This is a genomic window from Saccharothrix obliqua, from assembly GCF_019375475.1.
Lineage (GTDB): Bacteria > Actinomycetota > Actinomycetes > Mycobacteriales > Pseudonocardiaceae > Actinosynnema > Actinosynnema obliqua.
Genome location: NZ_JAHXGQ010000008.1, coordinates 297,150 through 318,655 on the forward strand (window position 1 = coordinate 297,150; position 21,506 = coordinate 318,655).

At 74.5% G+C, this 21,506-nt stretch carries 11 protein-coding genes; 5 read left to right on the top strand and 6 right to left on the bottom strand.

Translation table 11 applies throughout. The features are described 5' to 3' along the window. The first annotated feature begins 13 nt into the window (after nt 1-13). Complete coding sequence (locus KZQ38_RS25015) at nt 14-2,236, top strand: heavy metal translocating P-type ATPase (protein WP_219445026.1); 2,223 nt, start codon at nt 14-16, stop codon at nt 2,234-2,236. A gap of 9 nt (nt 2,237-2,245) precedes the next feature. Here the strand turns inward: KZQ38_RS25015 and KZQ38_RS25020 are convergent, their stop codons facing one another. Next, nucleotides 2,246-2,986 carry an ion transporter gene (locus KZQ38_RS25020; RefSeq protein WP_308258580.1) on the bottom strand — a complete coding sequence of 247 codons (741 nt, stop codon included), beginning with the start codon at nt 2,984-2,986 and terminating at the stop codon, nt 2,246-2,248. Between the two features lie 420 nt (nt 2,987-3,406). On the opposite strand from KZQ38_RS25020, the gene KZQ38_RS25025 reads away from it, so the two are divergent. Beyond that, on the top strand, nt 3,407-6,307 hold the full coding sequence (locus tag KZQ38_RS25025) for a M36 family metallopeptidase (RefSeq protein WP_308258581.1): 2,901 nt from the start codon (nt 3,407-3,409) through the stop codon (nt 6,305-6,307). 21 nt (nt 6,308-6,328) lie between these two features. Here KZQ38_RS25025 and KZQ38_RS25030 read toward each other — a convergent pair whose 3' ends face one another. Further along, entirely contained in the window at nt 6,329-7,510 is a 1,182-nt protein-coding gene (locus KZQ38_RS25030) for a glycosyltransferase (RefSeq protein ID WP_219445029.1), read from the bottom strand. A 332-nt stretch (nt 7,511-7,842) separates the two neighbouring features. Here KZQ38_RS25030 and KZQ38_RS25035 point away from each other — a divergent pair, with 332 nt between their 5' ends. Then, entirely contained in the window at nt 7,843-8,460 is a 618-nt protein-coding gene (locus tag KZQ38_RS25035; protein ID WP_219445030.1) for an SDR family NAD(P)-dependent oxidoreductase, read from the top strand. 340 nt (nt 8,461-8,800) lie between these two features. Beyond that, nucleotides 8,801-9,910 (top strand): calcium:cation antiporter, encoded by a 1,110-nt coding sequence (locus tag KZQ38_RS25040; RefSeq protein WP_219445031.1) that lies wholly within the window; start codon nt 8,801-8,803, stop codon nt 9,908-9,910. A 455-nt stretch (nt 9,911-10,365) separates the two neighbouring features. Here KZQ38_RS25040 and KZQ38_RS25045 read toward each other — a convergent pair whose 3' ends face one another. Both KZQ38_RS25045 and KZQ38_RS25050 read right to left on the bottom strand, forming a co-directional pair. Then, entirely contained in the window at nt 10,366-11,520 is a 1,155-nt protein-coding gene (locus KZQ38_RS25045; RefSeq protein WP_308258582.1) for a 4-hydroxybenzoate 3-monooxygenase, read from the bottom strand. Nucleotides 11,521-11,666: 146 nt separating this feature from the next. Next, nucleotides 11,667-11,864 carry a hypothetical protein gene (locus tag KZQ38_RS25050; RefSeq protein ID WP_219445033.1) on the bottom strand — a complete coding sequence of 66 codons (198 nt, stop codon included), beginning with the start codon at nt 11,862-11,864 and terminating at the stop codon, nt 11,667-11,669. Between the two features lie 768 nt (nt 11,865-12,632). Here KZQ38_RS25050 and KZQ38_RS25055 point away from each other — a divergent pair. After that, nucleotides 12,633-13,301: a hypothetical protein gene (locus KZQ38_RS25055; RefSeq protein ID WP_219445034.1), complete on the top strand. Its 669-nt coding sequence runs from the start codon at nt 12,633-12,635 to the stop codon at nt 13,299-13,301. A gap of 7 nt (nt 13,302-13,308) precedes the next feature. On the opposite strand, the gene KZQ38_RS25060 is transcribed toward KZQ38_RS25055, so the two are convergent. Both KZQ38_RS25060 and KZQ38_RS25065 read right to left on the bottom strand, forming a co-directional pair. Next, nucleotides 13,309-18,486 (bottom strand): NACHT domain-containing protein, encoded by a 5,178-nt coding sequence (locus tag KZQ38_RS25060; RefSeq protein WP_219445035.1) that lies wholly within the window; start codon nt 18,484-18,486, stop codon nt 13,309-13,311. A 124-nt stretch (nt 18,487-18,610) separates the two neighbouring features. Further along, the gene (locus KZQ38_RS25065; RefSeq protein WP_308258583.1) at nt 18,611-21,487 is read right to left on the bottom strand and encodes an FAD-binding and (Fe-S)-binding domain-containing protein; all 2,877 of its coding nucleotides are present in this window, start codon (nt 21,485-21,487) and stop codon (nt 18,611-18,613) included. Nucleotides 21,488-21,506: the final 19 nt, after the last annotated feature.

A 21,506-nucleotide genomic window follows, 5' to 3' on the forward strand; every position in this document is an offset into this window, starting at 1 on the left:
CCGAGGGGAACGGATGAGCGTCGTGGTGGCCGAACCGGTGGAACTGGCCGTGTCCGGCATGACGTGCGCGGCCTGCGCCACGCGCGTGGAGCGCAAGCTGAACCGGATGGCGGGCGTGCGAGCGTCGGTGAACTACGCGACCCAACGCGCCATCGTGCACCTGCCGCCGGGTATGGCACCGGGCGATGCCGTGGCGGAGGTGCGGCGCGCCGGGTACGACGCGCGGGTGCGTCACCGCGCCGAGGACGACCACGCCGCGCACACCGCCGCCGTGGCGGACCTGCGCCGGCGGCTCGTCGTGGCGGCGGTCCTCGCGGTGCCGCTGGGCAACCTGTCGATCAGCCTGGCCCTGGTGCCGTCGCTGCGGTTCCCCGGCTGGGACGTGTTGTGCGCGTTGCTCGCGGCACCTGTGGTCGCGTACTCGGCCTGGCCGTTCCACCGCGCCGCGGCACGCACGCTGCGGCACGGTTCGGCGAGCATGGACACGCTGGTGTCGCTGGGCGTGCTGGCGTCGTTCGGCTGGGCGGTGTGGTCGCTGGTGGCGGGCGCGTCCGGGCCGGGCTACTGGCTGGGGTTCGGCGCCACGGCGGCGGGCGCGGACGCGATCTACCTGGACGTGGCGGCGGGCGTGACGACGTTCCTGCTGGCCGGGCGGTACTTCGAGACCCGGTCGCGACGCAGCGCGGTGGGCCTGCTGACGGCGTTGGGACGGCTGGCCGCGAAGGACGCGCGCGTGCTGCGGGACGGTGTGGAGACACCCGTCCCGGCGGTGGAGCTGCGTGTCGGCGACCGGTTCGTGGTGAAACCGGGGGAGGCCCTGCCCGCGGACGGCGTCGTGGTGGACGGCGCGTCCGCCGTGGACACCGCGACGGTGACCGGGGAACCGGTGCCGGTCGACGTCGGACCGGGTGACCGGGTGGTGGGCGGCACGGTCGCCGTCGCCGGGCGGATCGTCGTGCGTGCCACCGAGGTCGGGGCGAACACGCAGCTCGCGCGGATGAGCGCGTTGGCGGAGCAGGCGGCACAGCGCAAGGCCGACGTGCAGCGGGTGGTGGACCGGGTGTGCGCGGTGTTCGTGCCGGTCGTGCTGGTGCTGTCGGCGCTCACGCTCGCGGGGTGGCTGGTGACCGGGCACGGCGCGCGGGACGCGTTCACGGCCGCCGTGGCGGTGCTGATCATCGCGTGCCCGTGTGCCCTGGGTCTGGCGACGCCGACCGCGCTCATGGTGGGCGTGGCCCGCGCGGCATCCCTCGGCGTGCTGGTGAAGGGACCGGAGGCGTTGGAGGCCACGCGCGCGGTGGACACCGTTGTGCTGGACAAGACGGGCACGGTCACCACGGGCCGGATGGCCGTCGTGGCGGTGGTGGGCTTCGGCGCGGACGAGGCGGACGTGCTGCGGTGGGCGGGCGCGGTGGAGGCGGCGTCCGAGCACCCGGTGGCGGCCGCGGTCGTGGCGGTCGCGGACGGCCCGTTGCCGCCGGTCGTCGGGTTCCGGGCGCTGGTCGGCGCGGGCGCGCGAGGTGAGGTGGACGGTGTGCCGGTCGTCGTCGGCACGCCGGTGCTGCTCGCCGAACTCGGGGTGGCGGTGCCGGGCGCGGCGCTGGACTGGCTGGCCGGGATCGGCACGGCGACCGGTGTGCTGGTGGCGCGCGGGGACGCGGTGGTCGGCGGCATCGCCGTGCGTGACGAGGTCCGGCCGTCGGCCGCCGCCGCGGTGCGCCGCCTGCACGACCTCGGCCTGCGGACGGTGCTGCTGACCGGGGACCGGTGGTCGGCGGCCCGCGCGGTGGCCGACGAGGTGGGCGTCCGCGAGGTGCTGGCGGAGGTGCGGCCGGCGGACAAGGCGGCGGCCGTGCGGGACCTGCGTGAGCGGGGGCACCGGGTCGCGATGGTGGGTGACGGCGTCAACGACGGCCCGGCGCTGGCGGCGGCCGACCTGGGCATGGCGCTCGCGCGTGGCAGCGACGTCGCGGCGCAGGCGGCGGACGTCGTGATCGTGCGTGACGACCTGCACGCCGTGCCGGACGCCGTGGTGCTGGCCAACCGCACCCTGGCGGTGATCCGGGGCAACCTCTGGTGGGCGTTCGGCTACAACGCGGCGGCGCTGCCGCTGGCGGCGTTCGGGTTGCTCAACCCCCTGGTGGCGGGGGCGGCCATGGCGTTGTCGTCGGTGCTCGTGGTCACGAACAGCCTCCGGTTGCGTGGCGTGCTCGCCCGCCGTCCGGGCGATCGGTGACGCGGCACCTCAGGTGTGCTCGGAGCCGCGCAGCGACCGGACGTCCTCGCGGAGGGCGCGCACCTCGTCCAGCAGGGCGGTGGTCATGGAGTCCCGTTCGGCGCGTTGCGGCGGCACGCGGTCCTCGCCGCGCTCGGCGTCCATCGCGCTGCACACCACGGCGATGAACAGGTTGAGCATGGTGAACGTGCCCACGAGCAGGTAGCCGAGGAAGAACACCCACGCCAGCGGGTAGTCCTGCATGACCTCGCGCATCACCTCCGACCAGCTGTCGCCCGTGGTGATCTGGAGCAGCGTGAGGGCGGTCGTGCCGAGGTCGGCGAACCGCGCGCTGTGCTCGCCGAACAACGTCGTGGCCATGACACCGCCGACGTAGAGCAGCAACGCCAGGAGGCCGGCCAACGCGCAGATGCCGGGGATCGCCTTCGCCAACGCCGTCACCACCCGGCGCATACTCGGGACCAGTGACACGATCCGCAGCGCGCGCAGGATGCGCAGCGCGCGCAGGATCGAGATGCCGTCGCCCAGCGGCAGCAGCGAGACGCCGACCACCACGAAGTCGAACCAGTTCCACGAGCTGCGGAAGAACCGCGGTCCGTGCGCGTAGACGCGGGCGGCCAGTTCCGCGGCGAACACGGCCAGCGCCACGCGGTCGAGCAGGTCGAGGACGTCGCCGAAGCGGGCGGTCAACGCGTCGGACGTCTGGCAGCCGAGCACCACCGCGTTCACCACGATGACGGCGATGACCACCGATTGGAACCGCTCGCTGTCCACCGCTCTGCGGACGCGGGCGCGAAACCATGTCGTTCCCTGTCGTGCGGAGGACTGCACACCTCGATGCGTGATCACGGCGCGCAACCCAAGCACACGCCGGTTTCCGGTGCACGACGCCGGCGGCCACCTCCAGCCCGGTCGGTGACACCACGTCAGCGCCTGTGCCCATCGGAGGTCACCTGTCCGGCGGACCGATGACACAACCGCCACGTGCCGAGGCCGAACGAGCAGCGAGGCGGCGGCCGTACGGGTGGGCTGATCCCGTACCGGTGAAATCCAGGACGTGGTCGACGGCATCCCGGACGGCCGATCGGCCCGGGACCGGCCGGCCGTGGGCGGCCCGTACGAACGGGCCTAGCTTCCCGTTGCGGGCGAACGGAAAGCTCGAACCACGAGGTGGGTTCGCAGAGAGGCGTGCTGATGCGGGGACGGGCTTTCCGGCGGGCGAGCGCGCTCGCCGCGACCGGTGCGTTGGCGCTGAGCCTGTTGGACTACCCGGGCACGGCGGTGGCCGCGCCGGTCGTCGGCGGCACACCGGTCGTGCAGGGCGACACGACCGACCACGGCGACGTGGACCACCGGCCGGGCGCGGTCCGGCCGACCGAGCGGCAGCGGGCGCTGGCGGCGGAGCGCGGCGCGGTGGTCCGGTGGAACCGGTACGGGACCCCGGCGACCCTGGTGCCGCACGCGTCGACGCGGACCCGGGTCGACGGTGACCCGGTGGCCGTGGCGCGTGCCTACCTGGTCGCCAACAGCGACGTGTTCGGCCTGTCGCCCCAGCGGGTCGACGCGATGGACGTGCTGGTGAGCCGCCCGATGGGGCGAGGCTCGTACGTGCTGCTGCGCCAGCGGTTCGGCACGGCGCCCGCGTTGCTGGACGGCCTGGCGGCGTTCGGCGTCCGCGACGGGGCGGTGGTGCACGTCGGCTCGTCGCTGAGCCCGGTCGAGGCCGACCCGGAACCCGCTGCGCTCACGCCGGAGCAGGCGGCCGGGCCGGACGGGGCCGCGCGGGTCCGGCTCGGCGCGGTGCCGGTGCCGGGCGGTCCGGCGCGGGCGGCGTACCAGGTCGTGCGGGTGGGCGCGGAGACCGGCCACACCAGCTACCTCGACGCGCGGACCGGTGGGCTGCTGGTCCGGGAGGACCTGGTGGACCACAGCGCGGACGACCCGGCGGACCACGCCGAGTGGGACGTGTTCCCGGCCAACCCGCCCGCCGACTACTCGTCGCGGGACAGCCGCGTGCGGTGGTGCTCGGTCCGGGTGCGGGGTTGCGAGCGGGCCGTGGGCACCGCCGACCGCGGTGCCGCCTGGGACCTCGTCGGCGGGCGCGGCAGCCACACGTCCGCGGGGAACTCGGCACGTGCCACCGAGAAGTGGGACGACCTGGCCGGCGGCACGGTGGGCACCCGGACCGCGGCGGAGGCCGCCGACCGGCGCTACACCTACCCGTGGACCAACCAGTGGCACGACCAGCGTTGCGACCCGGCCGTGTTCGACTCGCCGCGGCAGAACGACGTCGACGCCGCGTTGGCCAACCTGTTCGCCATGCACAACCGGATGCACGACTGGTCCTACCACCTCGGCTTCACCGAGGAGACCTGGAACATGCAGGCCGACAACGGCGGCCGGGGCGGTCTCGGCGGCGACGCCGAGCGCGGCAACGCGCAGGCGGGTGGACGGGCGGGCGGCGCTCCGCCGTCGTTCCCGGCACGCAACAACGCCAACCAGATCACCCCGCCCGACGGCGTGCCGCCGACCACCAACATGTACCTGTGGCAGGCGACGCCCGCCGCGTTCTACGGCCCGTGCGTCGACGGCGACTACGACATGTCGGTCATCGCCCACGAGTACGGCCACGCGATCAGCGGCCGGTTGATCGCCGGTCCGGACAGCGGTTGGTCCGGCGCGCAGGCCAACGCGATGAACGAGTCCACCTCGGACCTGATCGCCGTGGAATACCTGTACGAGAACGGTTTCCGGCCACGCGGCGACTCGCCCTACGTCGTCGGCGGCTACGTCACGGGCGACGCCCGCACCGGTATCCGCAACCACGACATGAGCCGCAGCCCGCTCAACTACAGCAACGTCGCCTACGACCTGGTCGGCCGGCAGGTGCACGCGGACGGCGAGATCTGGAGCGCCACCAACTTCGACGTCCGTCAGGCCCTGATCGCCAAGTACGGTCACGGCAACCCGGCGGTGCAACGCGCGTGCGCGGAGGGGCGGCGGCCCGTCGAGGACTGCCCCGGCAACCGGCGGTGGGTGCAGCTGCTGTTCGACGCGCTCCTGCTCAGCGCCTCGGGCGCGGTGAGCTTCGTGGACATGCGGGACGCCCTGCTGGCCGCCGACGAGGTCCGCTTCGGCGGCGCGGACGTGCCCGAGCTGTGGAACGCGTTCGCCAAGCGCGGTCTGGGCCGGGACGCGGCCTCCGCGGGACCGGACGACGAAGACCCGACACCGAGCTTCGCCTCTCCCCATGCGCGCAACGCGACCGTGCGCTTGTCCGCCGTGCCGGGCACACGCCTGTACATCGGCGACTACGAGGCCCGCACGCGACCGGTGGCGGACACCGACCCCACGACGCCGTTACCCGACTCGGTGGAGGTCGTGCCCGGGACGTACGACTTCATCGCCGTCGCGAACGGCTATGGCGCGACGAGGTTCCACCGCACCGTCGCCGCCGACGAGCGCACCGCGGTCCGGCCGAACCAGCAGCCGAACCTCGCCTCCCGCGCGCTCGGCGCGACCGCCACCGGCGACGGCGTCAACCTGGACCGGCTGATCGACGACACCGAGGCCACCGGCTGGGCGTCCACCGGGGCTCCGGTCAGCGGCAGGTCGGTCACCGTGCGGCTCGCGGGCGACCGGCCGCAGGTCGTCCGCCGGGTGCAGGTGAGCGCGTTGCTGCGGCCCGCGCTCGCCCAGGACCCCGACGCCGGCGGTCAGAACCGGTTCACCGCCCTGCGCCGGTTCGAGGTGCTGGCCTGCGACACGACCACCGGCGCCACGTGTGCCACGCCCGCCGACTTCCGCGTGGTGCACACCAGCCGGGCGGACGCGTTCCCGGCCGACGGGCCCCGGCCCAGCGCACCGGACCTGACCCTGCGGTCGTTCCCCCTGCCGCCGACCACGGCCACCCACCTGGCCGTCCGGGTGCTGACCAACCAGTGCACGGGCGCTCCGGCGTACGCGGGCAGGCACCACGACGACCCGCGCTCCACCAGCGACTGCACCACGGGCGACCCGGTCGTGGCGCGGACGGTCCGCATCGCCGAGTTCCAGGCGTTCGGCGGCTGACCTCCACATCGGACCGCCGTGTCAGCCCGGCGTGACGTCGGCGGCCGGGGTGAGGTCGAAGGCGTCGACCGCCGAGTGGTTCGTCACCCGCTCGTAGACCTGCGTCGTCTCGGCGGCGATGCGGTCGAGGCCGTAGCGGACGCGGGCGCGGTCGGTGCCGGCGATCCCGTACGCGTCGCGGCGCGTGGCGTCGGACAGCAGCGCCCGCAACGCGCGTGCCAGCGCCCGCACGTCCTGCGGCGGCACCAGGACGCCGGTCACGCCGTTGACCACGAGGTCGGTCAGCGTGCCCTGCGCGAAGCCGACCACGGGCACACCGCAGGCCATCGCCTCCAGCGCGCCGGTGCCGGCCGGTGCTTCGCGCGGCGTGCACACCACCACGTCGCAGGAGCGCAGCAGCGCGGCCAGCGCGGACCTGGGCACGTCGGTGGCCAGGTGCACCCGTCCCGTCATGCCGTGCGACCGGACGACCTGCCGCAGGCGCTCCACCTCGGCCTCGGCGCCCGGCGCGGGGCCGCCGACGACCACCAGCTCGGTGTCCGGCAGGACGCGCAGGAGGCCGATCGGCACGTCCAGCCCCTCCTCGGGGCACAGCGGCCCGACGACGGCGATGCGGTGCGGCACGTGCTTGCGGTCGGCCCGCCCGGCGGGGGTGAACACCTCGACGTCGACGCCCTGGGGCACCACCGACATGTCGGCCCGGTTGCCGCCGAGCCGGATCAGGGCGCCCAACTGGTCGGCGCTGTCCGCCAGGACGTGGGCCACCTTGCGGCTGAGGAGGCGCTCGGCGGTCAGCCGCGTGGACGACGCCGGGTCGCGCGGGTGCTCGCCGTGCGGGCCGAGGGAGTGGAACGTCTGCACGACGGGCAGCTCCTCGGCCGCGGTGATCGCGGTCAGGCCGGAGGGCCACGAGTGGGCGTGCACGATCTCGACGCCGTCCTCCCGCCACCGCTCCCGCAACGCCGCCACCACCGCCGCCGAGGGGCGGAAGCCGTTGTGCGGCAGGGGTCCCGGTCCGACCGGGACGACGTCCACCCCGCCGTCGGGCACCGGATCGGGTCGGTCGAGGGTGTAGACGGTGACGCGGTGGCCCAGTTCGGCCAGCGCGCGCGGTACGTCGGCCAGGTAGGACTGGCCGCGGCAGGCGCCACCCACCGGGGTGGACGCCGGCTGCTCTTCCAACGACACCATTGCGACGCGCACGAGGTTCCTCCAGCCGTTCCAGGACCGGTCGCGCCGACCCGGTGCGGGTCGACGCGCGGTCGAGGCTCGTTGTATTACCTGTGCACCCGGGACGCTTTTGAAACACCGTCGCGGGCGGTTGTGCTCGCCACCGGGCAGCGGTAGCGTCGGGACGGCGGGCTGGGCAGCCGGTCCGCGCGTGGGCCGACCACCCGGGAAGTGGCGCCGACTGGCGAGGCCCTGACGTCCATGGTTGTGGCTGCCGCCCGACGGCTGCCACGGTCGTGACCCTTGTGGGTGGCACATTCACCTCTTCCGGGCGTTCCGCGGTGGAGGAAGAGGGTGACTCCTCAGTGGACTCCTTGCGCGGCAAGGTCGTCGTCGTCACCGGTGGCACGGCGGGCATCGGGCTCGTCGTCGCCGAGTGGTTGGCCGGTCGCGGCGCGCGGGTGGTGGTGTGCGGTCGTGACCAGCAGCGGCTGGCCGGCGCCGTGGCCGCGCTGCCGGGCGGGCTGGGGTTGCGCTGCGACCTGGTCGACGCCGCCGACCGCGCGCTGCTGGTGCGCACCGTCACCCGGTGCTGCGCCCGGATCGACGCCCTGGTCAACGTCGCGCCGCCGACCCGCATCGGCCGACTCGTGCAGCTCGCCGCGCCGGAAGCCGAGCGGTCGGCCGCGCACGCGCTGGACCTGACCCGGTTGGTGTTGCCGCACATGGCCGACCACGGCTGCGTGGTGCTGTTGTCGTCGTTGGCGGGCGCGTCGCCGCCGTTGTCCCGGTACACGGCGACGAAGGCCGGTGTGCACGACCTCGTGGACGGCAGCGCGCCGCGTGGTCTGCGCGTCCACCTGCTCCGCGCGGGTGGTGGCGCACCGGGTGGTGCGGGGCTGTGGTCGTGGGCGGGCGCCGCGGAAACCCTGACGCCGCGCGGGATCGCGGGCGAGATCAAGCGGTGCCTCACCGCTCGTTGACCGCGTCCGCCCGGCCTCGCTCGACGTCCGGGATGCGTTTCGTGTTCGCCCGAACGAGACCGGGAAATGGGCGGTGCCGCCACTTTTCTGGTCGAATCGTGTCCATCGTGCTCGTTCGGACGGGTCGTTCCGCTACTTCGGGCGGCTGAATCGGCAACGGCGCAGGTCACCCACCGTTGGCCGGATCGCGGTCGGGCGGCGCGGATCACCGATCAAGGGGTCGCTGCGAACCCGCTCCGGTGATTTGGTACCTTCGGCGGTCATGGGTCCCGGGTGAACCGGGACGGTACGCGGCTACCCGTGGTGCGCGAGGTCGCCCCCGGTGTGTCAGGGTGTCCGCATGATCGCTGTGTCACGCCTTCGGCAGTTGTCCTGGACGACCGTGGTGCCGGTGCTGGGTGCGGTGGTGCTCGCGCTGGCCTGGGGACGCGACCTCGGGGCGCTGCTGGTGACCGTGGTCGGGGTCGTCCTCGCCGCCACGGTGCTGGCCGCCGTGCACCACGCCGAGGTGGTCGCGCTGCGCGTCGGCGAGCCGTTCGGGTCGCTGGTGCTCGCGGTCGCGGTGACCGTGATCGAGGTCGCGTTGATCGTGACCATGATGATCTCCGGTGGGGACGACGCCGCGTCGCTGGCGCGGGACACGGTGTTCGCCGCGGTGATGATCACGACCAACGGGATAGTGGGGCTGTCCCTCCTCCTCGGCGCCCTGCGTTACGGGGTCACGCTGTTCAACTCGGAGGGCAGCGGCGCGGCGCTGGCCACGGTCGCCACGCTCGCGACGCTCAGCCTGGTGCTGCCGACGTTCACCTCCAGCCAGCCCGGCCCCGAGTTCTCCGGGCCGCAACTGGCGTTCGCGGCGCTGGCGTCGCTCACGCTGTACGGGGTGTTCGTGTTCACCCAGACCGTCCGCCACCGCGACTTCTTCCTGCCGGTGACCCCGGAAGGCGTCAAAGAGGTCGACGACGAGAACGACGAGCACGCTTCTCCGCCGACCAAGCGCGCCGCGATCACCAGCCTGTGCCTGCTGCTGCTCGCGCTGGTCGTCGTGGTGGGCCTCGCGAAGGTGGAGTCGCCCGCCATCGAGGACGGCGTCCGCGCCGCCGGGTTCCCGCCGTCGTTCGTGGGCGTGGTGATCGCGATGCTGGTGCTGCTGCCGGAGACGCTGGCCGCGAGCCGCGCCGCGCTGCGGCAGCGGATCCAGATCAGCCTGAACCTGGGCTACGGGTCGGCGATGGCGAGCATCGGCCTGACCATCCCGGTGATCGCGGTGGCGTCGATCTGGCTGGAGGGTCCGCTGCTGCTGGGCCTCAGCTCGACCCACATGGTGCTGCTGGCGCTGACCGTCGTGGTGAGCGTGCTGACCGTGGTGCCCGGTCGGGCGACCCGGCTCCAGGGCAGCGTCCACCTGGTGCTGATGGCCGCGTTCCTGTTCCTCGCCGTCAACCCCTGAGCCCCGGGAAGCTGTCCTCGAAGCCGGAACCCGGCCCGGACCACCTCGCCGGCGGGGGGCGACACCGAGCCGGGGGCGTCCTCGCTCCTCCGCCCCACCCTCCGCCGGCGCGGGGAGGACGGCGGTCGGGTGGGGCGTAATTATCAGGCAGGCTCCCTGAAAGTTTCGTGGGGGCGGCTTCCAGGACCGGACCGGCTGGTGCGGGGAGATGGCGGTGGGGTGGGGCGTTAATTTTCAGGCAGGCTTCCTGAAAGTTTCGTGGGGGCGGCTTCCAGGACCGGACCGGCTGGTGCGGGGAGATGGCGGTGGGGTGGGGCGTTAATTTTCAGGCAGGCTTCCTGAAAGTTTCGCGAGGCGACAGTTCACCCCGTGCCGCCGCTCGTCGGTCAACCCCGGCATTCGCACCACAGACCCGAGATCACAGCAGATCAACCGCACCAGCGTTGCCGACCGCCCTACACCGTGCCCGCCATCAGCTCCGCGAACGCCCGCGCGGCGGCCGGGGAGGTGAAGATCCGGTCGATGCGGGCCCGGGCCAGCCGCCACCGGAACTCGCCCGCCGTCCGCGGGTCCGCGCCGTGGAACACCACCTCGCCCAGCCACCGGGAGAACTCCTGGTCGTTCCACACCCGGCGCAGGCAGGTGGCGGAGTAGTCGCGCAACGGGCCGTCGTCGCCGTCGCGCACCGCGGCGGTCAACGCGCCGGCCAGCACGTCGGCGTCGGCGATGGCCAGGTTCATGCCCTTGCCGCCCATCGGGGGCACGATGTGCGCCGCGTCCCCGACCAGGAACAGCCTGCCGTGCGCCATCGGGTCGACCACGAAGCTGCGCGCGTCGATCAACGCCTTCTCCACCACCGGCCCGGTGGGCAGGTCGGGGTCGGCCAGCCGCAGCCGCAGCTCGCGCCACACCCGTTCGTCGGTCCACGACGCGAGGTCGTCACCCGGCGGGCACTGGAGGTAGAAGCGGCTCGCGCCCGGCCCGCGGCCGAAGTGCGCGGCGAACCCGTGCCTGCTCAGCGCCATCAGCGGGTGGCGTGGCGGCGGCGAGTCGGTGAGCACGGTGAACCAGCCGACGTCCTCGGCGTGCCGGTAGGTGGTGACCGCGTCGGGCGGGACCGCGGCCCGGCTGACGCCTTGGAAGCCGTCGCACCCGGCCACGTACCGCGCGTCCAGCCGGTGCGCCACGCCGTCAGCCGTCCGGTAGGTGACGTGCGGCCGGTCGCCGTCGACGTCGTGCAGGGCCACCTCACCCGCCTCGAACCGCAGGTCGCCACCGCCGTCCGCGAACGCCGCCATCAGCCGCCGCACGAGCACCTGCTGCGGCATCAGCTTGCCGGTCCGGCCGCCGGTGTGCCGGTCGGCGTCGAACAGGCGGGACACGCCGTCCACGCGGAACTCCAGCAGCCCCGACCGCGGCACGCCGGTCAGCAGGTCGTCGAGACCGGCCCGCACGTACACCTGCTCGGCGGTGTGGTCCAGCACGCCCGCGCGCTGCCGCCGCTCCACGTGCTCCCGGCTGCGCCGTTCCAGCACCACGCAGTCGACGCCGTTGCGGTGCAACAGGTTCGCCACCGTCAACCCCGCCACACCAGCACCGACGACCACCACGGTCGTGCTCCCACCACGCCCACCGGCCACCGAGACCTCCCGTCCCCGTCACCACGGTAGGCCCGCGTCGCTGGTTCCGGACCGTCCATCAGGGCAAACCGGTGGTCCCGGGCGGGTGGCGGACGACCCCGCGCGCCGCGGGAGCGTCAATTCCGGTCACGCACGGCGAGCACCACCAGCAGCACGATGCACAGCACGGCCACGCCGCCCAGAATCATCCGCGGGGTCTCGCCGACGCCGATGAACGACCCGGTCGCGTTCCCGGCGGCGGTCAGCAGCAGCACTGCCCACAGCAGCCCTTTCGCCGGGCCTGAGTTTCGCTTGTTCGTCTGGTGCGTGTTCATGCGGACCAAGCTATTTCCGCTATTCGCGGTGGGCGATCCCGCCTGTGGCCGGATACGGGGTAGTGCCTGCGCTACCGCCGTGCGCGGCGCACGGTGATCACGGCGGCGGACACCGTCGCCCGGACGAGGGGCCGTGCGCGACCAACGCGGTGCCGAACACGAGTGCGTTCACCCCAACGGCGGCCACGGCCGCAGCCGACGAAGGGTCAGGGCGTGCCGTCCTGACCGGCACCCGCGTGTTCGGCACCGGCCTGTTCGATGTCGTCGTCGGTGATGCGCCAGCAGTCGTCGCCATCGGCGGTGAACCAGTGGCGGGGGCGGCCCGCGGGCAGGGGCAGGTGCAGTTCGACGCTGCCGCGCTGGAACTGGACCTTCCACGGCTCGCCGTCCGAACCCCACCGGTGGAGTCTGCGGACGATGCCGGTGCGGCTGTTGTCGGGTGCCGTGGCGCGGTCGCCCGGCAGCAGTTGCGACGTCCTCTTGGTGTCGATGTCGTCGCTCCTCGCGCTCCCGTCGCCCCGCCACCGGGGCGGCCCGTGGCTGTCGTTCCCAGTCTGGTCGTCCCGCGGAGCCGGTGCGTGACAGCTCGGCCTCAGCTACGTGTACGGGAGGTCTCGACGCCCTCCGCACCCGGCCCAGCGGTCGGCCGCCCAACGGGGGAACGCGCCGACTCTCCACAGAGGACTGTGCGCGGAGATCGGTAACGGCCCGTCCGCACCGCCCGAAACAGGTGTCACGGGAGTCACCGACCGGAAGTGGGTGCCGACAGTGTTCCGCGCCATCGCCCTCGCCGTGCTGCTCGTAGCCGCCACCGCGCCACCCGCCGCGGCGTCACCGCTCACGCAGATCACCGCCACCCCGGCCACCCCGGTCGTGGACGCGGGCCAGAGCACCACCATCTCCGGCCGCCTCACCGAGGAGACCTCGCCCGGCGTGTGGACCGGTCTCGCCGGCCGGTCCGTGAGCGCCGACCTCTGCCTGGACCCGGCCTGCACCGACCGGTGGGGCGGCACCTCCACCACGACGGGCGCGGACGGCTGGTTCAGCGTCGGCGTCACGCCCTACCGCAGCGGCTACTGGCGGTTCCAGAGCGCGGGCGCGAGCGTCACGACCGGCCTCCTGGGCGTGCGGCAGGTGCTGCAACTGGCCTTCGACAACCCCGTCCGGCAGGCCGACGGCGCCGTGCGCCTGTCCGGCGCGGTGGCCATCCCGAGCAAGATCCTGCCGCGCGTGCCGATCGTGATCAGGCTCCAGTTCTCACCCGACAACGCCACGTGGTCCGACCGCACGACGACCACGGCCGACTACCTGATGAACGGCTGGTACGGCTACCGGGCGGTGACCGCCGAGCCCGCGTCCGGCTACTGGCGCGCGGTGCACGACGGGATGCCGGAGGGCACCCAGCCCGCCACCACGGGCTCGCGGCACCTGATCTGACGCCGGGTCACCGCGTCACGCCGGGGTCGAGTGCGCGGAGCACGGCCCGCGCCTCGTCCCGGCACACGGCGCTCCACCGGGCGAGGTGGCGGGCGGCGGTGCGGCGGACGTGGCGGGCGACGCCCACGTCCAGCGCCACGCCGCGCACGACCACCGCCGCCTCGTCCCGGCACCCGCGCCAGAGCCGCACGGCGCCCTCGGCACACCGCACCCGCGCGACCACGCCGTGCCGCACGTCCCGCGCCATGGCCAGCAGCTCCACCGCCGCCTCCTCCGGGCGTAGCTCGCCGATCGCGAGCAGCACCTTCCGGCGCGTCAACGGCCGTTCCACCGACCGCATACCCCGCAGCAACGCCAGCGCCTCACCACGCAGGCTCGGCGCGTGCTCGCCGAGCCAGGACGCCGCGTCCGCCCGCGCGCCCACCGGCAGCCGGACGTCACGCGCCATCGCGCCGAGCAGTTCGACCGCCCGGTCCCGCCCCTCGACACCCCGGTACGCGAGGCTGTACGCCGCACGTGTGCGCAGCGCCGGTCGTTCTGCCGGGTCGCCCGCGATGCCGGCCATCACCGCGGCAGCCGCGGCCAGGTCCGCGGCGTCGTAATCGAGCAGGTCGCGAGCCACCGCCCAGCGCGTGGCCGACGTGGTCCGCGGGTCGTCCCGCACCGCGCGCAGCCGCGTCAGGCCGTCGAACCGCCCGAGGGCGAGTAACGCGAGAGCGCGTCGCCGCATGGGCGTGCGCGGATCGGTCGCGACCTCGCGGAGCATCCCGGCCAACGCCGGTGGGGTTCGGGACGCCACCGTCAGCAGCAGGTGCGCGGCGGACCACCGCACGCGTGGCGGCAGACCCGGGTCGAGCGCGGTCCGCTCCCACCGCTGCCACTCCCGCTCACCGCCAAGCATGATCAACCCCAGGGTCGCCGGCCCCGCCGACGGACCGTCAGCAGGCACCGCGGCCAGTTGCGCGACAACTCCCGGCACAGTCCGGATGTCGAGGTAGGTGAGCTTGAACGCCGCCTGGAGCAGCTCGCCGTGCCGGAACTCCGGGCCGGCCAGCACCTCCCGCAGAGCTGCCGCCGCGTCGAGCGCCAGCGGCATGTCGTCCCAGATGTCGGGCTGCGGAACCCGTTCTCTGGGCGGCAACACGCGGTCGTCGAGGACCGCGCGCTCCACGTTGGTGCGCAGGTCTCTGGGCAATGCGCGGACCAGGGACGTGCGCAGGTCGTCGGCTGTCGCGTCCTGGGCCGCACCCGCGACCAGTCGCGGGTGCGGAACGACGTAGTGGGACCCCAGGTCGACCATGGAGCGCACCGCCCGTGCTCGATCCACCGGCCGCGCACCGGGGTCGTCGGCCAGCCGCGTCAGCAACGCGAGCACTTTGGGCGCGGCGGCGCGGTCCAGCCAGACCAGGGAGGTGGCGCTCTCGGCGCGTTCCCCGATGTTCAGCCGCTCGTCGCCGACCTGGGCCTCAAGGCGGTCCACGGCCTCCTGCGACGTGAGCGCCGCGACCCGGACGGCGTTGTACAGCGCCCCGGCGAGGATCGTGGGCCGCATGTGGGCGGAATCGAGCTGTCGGGCGATCTCCGCCGCCGCTTCCGCCCGGACGGCGGGGAAGGACTCGTACCCGTACACCGCGCCGTACCAGCGCACGCGCCGGTCGACGTCGATGTTCCCGACCAGCCGCCGCAACCGGTCCGCCACGTCGACCCCGTGGAGGGACAACTGGTCGACCAGGCGGATCCAGGTCGAAGGCGGCAGGTCGCCCTCGGGGGCGAACACGTCGTCCGCGATGTCCGGGGCCGTCGTCGGGTCGACCGCCACCAACATGCCCTGCGCGTTGAGCCGGAAGCTCGACAACGTGGTGTTGGCGATGACCGCGTGCAACGCGGCACGCGCCTCCGGCAGGTGGAGGAAGCCGAGCACTTCCAAGCCTTCGAGGACCGCGTCTCGACGCCGCGGGTTGGCACGCGGGTCGGTCAGCAGGTCGCACAGCACCCGCGCGACCCGTTCCCGCAACCCGACCCCGAGTTCCGCGATCATGCCCGCGACGTAGCGGAAGTCGAAATGCTGGGTGCGCACCTCCCGCAGGAGTTCGCACAGCGCCCCCACCGCTCGGTGGTGGTAGCGGAAACCCATCGTCACCAGGCTGTTCAACGCGGACAGCCGCTCGTGGTAGCTCCGTTCGCGGTCGGTCAGCGCCGTCATCAGGGCGTCGGCCAACCCGTCGCGCTCGGCCGGTGTCGACCAGAACGAGTCCACCGAGCCGTACCACACGACCGGCCCGGCGTTCGTGCGTGCGATCGCGTCGTGCAGCGCCCGGAGCGCGCGCGGCTGGTACTGCGGACCGAGCTTCACCAGCTCGCGCCACGCCTCGATGGGCGCGCCACCGGAATCCGCGATGGACCGCAGGTGACGTGCCACGTCGGCGTGGAACTCGGGTCCGGCGCCGATCAGCTCCGCCGCGGCGCGGCAGCGACCGGCGGGGTCGGCCGTGCCGTCGGCGAGGTGCGCGAGCAGGCGTTCCACGGCGGCCGAGCGGTGTGGTTCGCCCATGGCCGCGAGGTGGCCGAGGAGGGTGGCGTGCGCGACCACGCCGGGCCGCACCTCGGCCAGCAGCTCCCACGACCGGCGGGCGACCTCCGGCAGGTGCTCCGCGCCGAGTTCGCCCAGCGCGTGCAACGCCCACAGCACGTCGTCCACCGGCGTCCCGGGGTCGGTGATCACCGTGCGCAGCAGGCGCTCGGCCTCGTCGCGGGCCGCCGGCCCGAACGCGGCGAGCCGGGCCGCGCAATAGCGGGTGTCGTACGCCGTGGTGTCCGGTTCCGCCGGCATCGCGCGCACCGCGTCACCCGCCGCCTGCCGGTGCTGCTGGTTGAGCCTGCCCAGCACCTCGGCCGCCGACACGCGGTGCGCGCGGCTCCGCCGGCGGTCGCCGACCACCGCGGTCAGCGCCGCCACCGCCTCGTCCGTGTGCTCCGGGCCGAGCGACGCCATGCCGAGCGCGGCGTCCTCGCGGGCCGTCTCGTCGTGCACGCGGTCGTGCAGCACCACCCGGAACGCCTCGGCGGCGCGCGGGTGGAACTCGGTGTCGATCTCGATCAACGCCGTGGCCGCCTCCACGACGACCGCGGGCGGGGTGTCCCGGTCGTCCAGCAACCGGGTCATCGCGGTCACCGCGACATCGCGGGCTTCGTCGCCGAACGCGGACAGGATCACCGCCGCGGCGCGGTGCCCGGTGTCGGACCGGAGCGGGTCGTCGAGCACGGACCGCAGGCCCCGCGCCGCCGCGTCCCGCTCGGCGGCACCGGTGTCCGCCAGCGCCTCCGCGGCGGCCAGCCGCACCTCCACGGCGGCGTGCGCGTCGTCCACCAGGGCACGCAGGAACCCGACGGCCTCCGCGAGGTGCCCGTCACGCAGCCGGACCGCCAGCGCCGCCGCCGCGGCGGTCCGCGACGGCCAGGGCGCGGTCCCGTCCCGCATGAGCCGCACCAGCCACGGCGACAGGCCGGGGTGCTGGGTGGCGCGGCAGGCGTGCGACAGGATCTCGCCGGCCAGGTGGTGCGTCGTGGCGGCCCAGCCCCGGACGGTGTCCAGGAACTCGTCCACCGCGGCCGGGGAGGCGGGTAACCGCTTGGCCAGCAGCCGGGCCGCGAGCAGGTGCTGCTCCGCGCCGCCCGCGTGCAGCGACCGCAGCAGCGGGTCCGCCTGGTCCGGGCGCAGGTGGGTGTAGTGCAGCGCGACGGCCCGCGCGTACCGGCCGCGCTCCTCGGGGCGTGCGGCGTGCAGCAGGCGTGCGAAGTCCGGGTGGTCGGCGGCGAAGTCGGCGGGCAACTCGCCCGCGGCGGCCGTCGCGGCGAGGTGCTCGGCGAAGCTGTGGTGCAGGAACGTCAGGTCGTCGCCGCGGATCACCAGCGGGCCGACGCCGACCAGGAAGTCCGTCAGGTGCTCGGACCAGTCGGGCGGCAGGTGCTCGGGCGGCACGTGGCGGCGGACCCAGTCGCGGGCGGCGGACAACGGCGACGTGTCGGACTCCACGCGGACCAGGCCCAGGTGCTCCAGCAGGCGTGCGCGGTGTGGCTCGAACGGGCTGTCGGCGGGTCGGGTCGAGCGGAGGAACGAGAAGTACGCCTCGTACAGCTCGTACTGGTTGTCCGGCAGCGGGAGGTCGCTGCGCTGCCGGAAGACGATGGCGGCGATGGTCGCCAGCAGCGGCACGCGCACCAGTTCCTCCAGGTGCGCGGTCTTGATCTGGCGGAGGAACCGCTCGGCAGGCCCGGGACCGTCGTCGGCGAACCAGTTCTCCGCGAACCGGCGCAGCGTCGCGTCGTCGAACGCCTGGAGCTGGTAGCGCACCGCGCCCACCCGGTGCAGGGGAGCGAGCACCACGCCCTCGATCGGCCGGGTCGTCAGCACCACCCGGTGCACCGGCTCGGCCGCGCCGGCCGCGAGCACCTTGACCAGCCGGTCCCGGTCGTTGGCGTCGGCGACCTCGTCCAGCCCGTCGACCAGCAGCAGCCACCGGTGGCCCGCCACGCGCCTGCCGAGCACGTCCGCCGACACCGGCACGCGCAGCAGCGCCCCGTAGTCGGCGCGGGCGCTGTCCGCCAGCGCTTCCGGGAACGGCAGGTCGAGCCGGGCGGCCAGCTCGCGGGCGGTCAACCGGAGCGGCACGACGGGTTCGCTGAGCGGACCGCCGTCGCCGTCCAGGAAGCGCGTCGCCACGTCCGCGGCCAGCCGCAGCGACAACGTCGACTTGCCCTGCCCCGCGCCGCCGGTGACGATCAGGTGGTCGGTGCCGTCCAGCGCCTCCCACGCGGTGCGGACCGGTGGCCGCACGGCGACCCGGACCACCGGGGCGGCCGGCACCTCGACGAACTGACCGTGCCCGTCCAGGATCGGCGTCGGCTGCGGGGGTTCGGGTCGGGGGTCCGCGACGTCGCCGCCGAGGTGCTGGCGCACGTAGACGTCGGCGAGCGCGGGGCGGCGCGCGCCGGGCAGCAGCCGGGGCAGGTCCTGGGCGGCCCGCACCTGGGCGCGCAGCAGCGACGTGATCTCCTCGTCGGCCGACCGGCCGTTCTCCGCGCCGACGATGTGCACGCCGCCGTGGACGATGCCGACCTGCACGGCGTGGCCGCGCACCGGGCCCGCCACCTGGTTCGAGGGAATCGTCCGGTGGTCGGGTTCCACGGAACCTCCTCATCGCCGCCGTGCCGGGACGCATGATCCCACGCCGGGGGCCGAGGTGTGCCCGGAACCGTTGGAGCGTCCACAGTGGACGGTTGAGGGCGCCTCGGGATCGGTGGGGAACCGGTCAACGGGTGGGCGGCTGGTCGGCGTCCGGGCGCTCGCCGGCGGGTGCGGGGTGCGTGGGCAGGCGGTCGGCGAGGAGTTCGGCCAGGTGCGTGCCGCGGCGCGAGGTGAGGTGGTCCAACTGGGTGCGGCAGGAGAAGCCGTCCGCCAGCACCACCCCGTCGTCGGGCAGGTCGCGCACGGCGGGCAGCAGAGCGGTCTCCGCGACCCGCACCGACACGTCGTAGTGGCCCCGCTCGACGCCGAAGTTGCCCGCCAGCCCGCAGCACCCGCCGAGCCGGCGGACCGACGCGCCCGCCGCGCGCAGCAGCTCCTCGTCGGCGCGCCAGCCCAGCACCGCGTGGTGGTGGCAGTGCGGCTGCGCCACCGCCGACACGTCGTCCAGCCGCGGCGGCACCCAGTCGGGGCGGTGGCGGGCGAGGAGTTCGGCCAGCGTGTGGGTCGCGGCGGCGACGGGTTCGGCTTCGGGGCCGACCAGCTCCACGGCGTCCGACCGCAGCACGGCGGCGCACGACGGTTCCAGCGCCACCACCGGCACGCCCTCCGCGACGTGCGGCGCGAGCGCGGCCACGCCCCGGCCGACCACGCGGCGCGCGGCGTCGAGCTGCCCGGTGCTGATCCACGTGAGGCCGCAGCACTCCGGGCGGTCGGTGACGCGCACCGCGAAACCCGCCGCCTCCAGGACGCGCACGGCGGCGATGCCCACCTCGGGGGAGAAGTGGTCGGTGAACGTGTCGACCCACAGCAGCACCGGCTGCCGGTCACCACCCGGCGCGACGTGGTCGGCGAACCACCGGCGGAACGTGTGGTCCGCGAAGCGCGGCAGCTCCCGCCGCTGGTCCATCCCGCCCAGGAACCGCACCGCGGTCGCCACGGGGCGCAGCGCCAGCAGGCCGTTCACCAGCCGCGGCAGCCGCGACGCCCAACGCGCCCACCGGGGCAGCGCGCCCAGCGCGTAGTGGGACCTCGGGCGCAGCCTGCGCCGGTACGTCTGGTGCAGCACCTCCGCCTTGTACGAGGCCATGTCGATCCCGGTGGGGCAGTCCACCGCGCAGCCCTTGCACGCCAGGCACAGGTCCAGCGACTCCAGCACCTCGGGCGAACCCCAGCCCCCGGCCGTGAGCGAACCCGACACGGCCTCCTGGAGCACGCGCGCCCGACCCCGGGTGGAGTCCTTCTCGTCGCGGGTCGCCAGGTACGACGGGCACATCACGCCACCGGTCGCCGTCGTGTCGGCCCGGCACTTGCCGACACCCGTGCAGCGGTGCACGGCGGCGGCGAAGTCGCCGCGGTCGTGCGCGTGCGCGAGACCGAGCACGCGGCGCGGCAGGCGCGACCCGGCGTCGGCGGGCCGCAGATCCGCGTCCACCGGCCGCGGCCGGACGATCACACCGGGGTTCAGCAGGTCGTCCGGGTCGAAGGCGTGCTTCACGGCGGCGAACGCCGCGATCGCGTGCTCGGAGTACATCAGCGGCAGGAGTTCGCCGCGGGCGCGGCCGTCGCCGTGCTCCCCGGACAGCGAACCGCCGTACGAGGCGACCAGTTCCGCCGCGTCACGCAGGAACCCGCGGAACACGGCGGTGCCGTCGGACCGGTCGAACGGGAAGTCGATGCGGACGTGCAGGCAGCCGTCGCCGAAGTGCCCGTACGGCACGCCGAACAGCCCCCGGTCGGTGAGCAGCGCGTCGAACTCCCGCAGGTACGCGCCGAGCCGCTCCGGCGGCACGGCGGAGTCCTCCCACCCGGCGTGCGCGGGCGCGCCCGCCGGTGTCCGCGAGGCCAGCCCCGCGCCGTCCTCCCGGATCCGCCACAACGCGGCGGCCTGCGCGGCGTCGGTGACCACCGCGCTGTCCACCGCGCCGGCGTCGGCGACCAGGGCCCGCGCCGCTTCCGCCGCCGCGGCGGGCGTCGCGCCCGGCACCTCGGCGAACAGCCAGCCGGAGCCCGCGGGCAGCGGCGGCACGGCGGCCGGGCCGCGCCGGTCCCGCACCACCTGCACGATGCGGGAGTCCATGCCCTCCAGCGCGACCGGCGCGTGCGGCAGCACGGCGGGCACCGCGTCCGCCGCCTCCGCCATGCCGGGGTAGCCGAGCACGACCAGCACCGTCGCGGCGGGCGCCTCGACCAGCCGCACGGTCGCGCCGAGCGTCACCGCGCACGTCCCCTCGGTGCCGACCAGCATCCGGGCCACGTCGAAACCGCGTTCCGGCAGCAGGTGCTCCAGCGAGTAGCCGGACACCTGCCGGGAGAACCGGCCGAGTTCGGTGCGGATGACCGGCAGGTTGGCCCGCGTGATCTCCGCCAGCCGGTCCAGCACCGGCGAGGGCGCCCGGTCCGGGCCACCCACCGCGAGCCGTTCCCCGCCGCCGGTCAGCACGTCCAGCGCCACCACGTTGTCGGCGGTCCGCCCGTACGCGAGCGCTCGCGAGCCGCACGCGTTGTTGCCGATCATCCCGCCGATCGTGCACCGGTTGTGCGTCGACGGGTCGGGTCCGAACCGCAGCCCGTGCGGTGCGGCGACCCGCTGCAGCGCCGCCAGCACGACACCGGGCTCCACGACGGCCGTCCGCGCCTCCGCGTCCACCGATCGCACGGCGTTGAGGTGGCGGGAGAAGTCGAGCACGACGCCGGGACCGACCGCGTTGCCCGCGATCGACGTGCCCGCGCCGCGCGAGGTGAGCGGCACGCCCGTCGCCCGGCACACCTCCAGCACGGCGGCCACCTCGTCCACGTGGCGGGGGAACACCACGGCCCGCGGCACCACCCGGTACAGGGAGGCGTCGCCGGAGAACTCGGCCCGCCGGCGCGCCGACACGTCGACCTCGGCGACACCCGCGCGGCGCAACCGGTCGGCCAGGTCCGCGGCGGCCCGGCTCACCACAGCTCCGGCGAGCGGC

What these genes read in the sequence shown, in the direction of transcription:
- KZQ38_RS25015 (WP_219445026.1), top strand. Translation starts at nt 14, where the DNA reads ATGAGCGTCGTGGTGGCCGAACCGGTGGAACTGGCCGTGTCCGGCATG.
- KZQ38_RS25040 (WP_219445031.1), top strand. Translation starts at nt 8,801, where the DNA reads ATGATCGCTGTGTCACGCCTTCGGCAGTTGTCCTGGACGACCGTGGTG.
- KZQ38_RS25050 (WP_219445033.1), bottom strand. Translation starts at nt 11,864, where the DNA reads ATGAACACGCACCAGACGAACAAGCGAAACTCAGGCCCGGCGAAAGGG.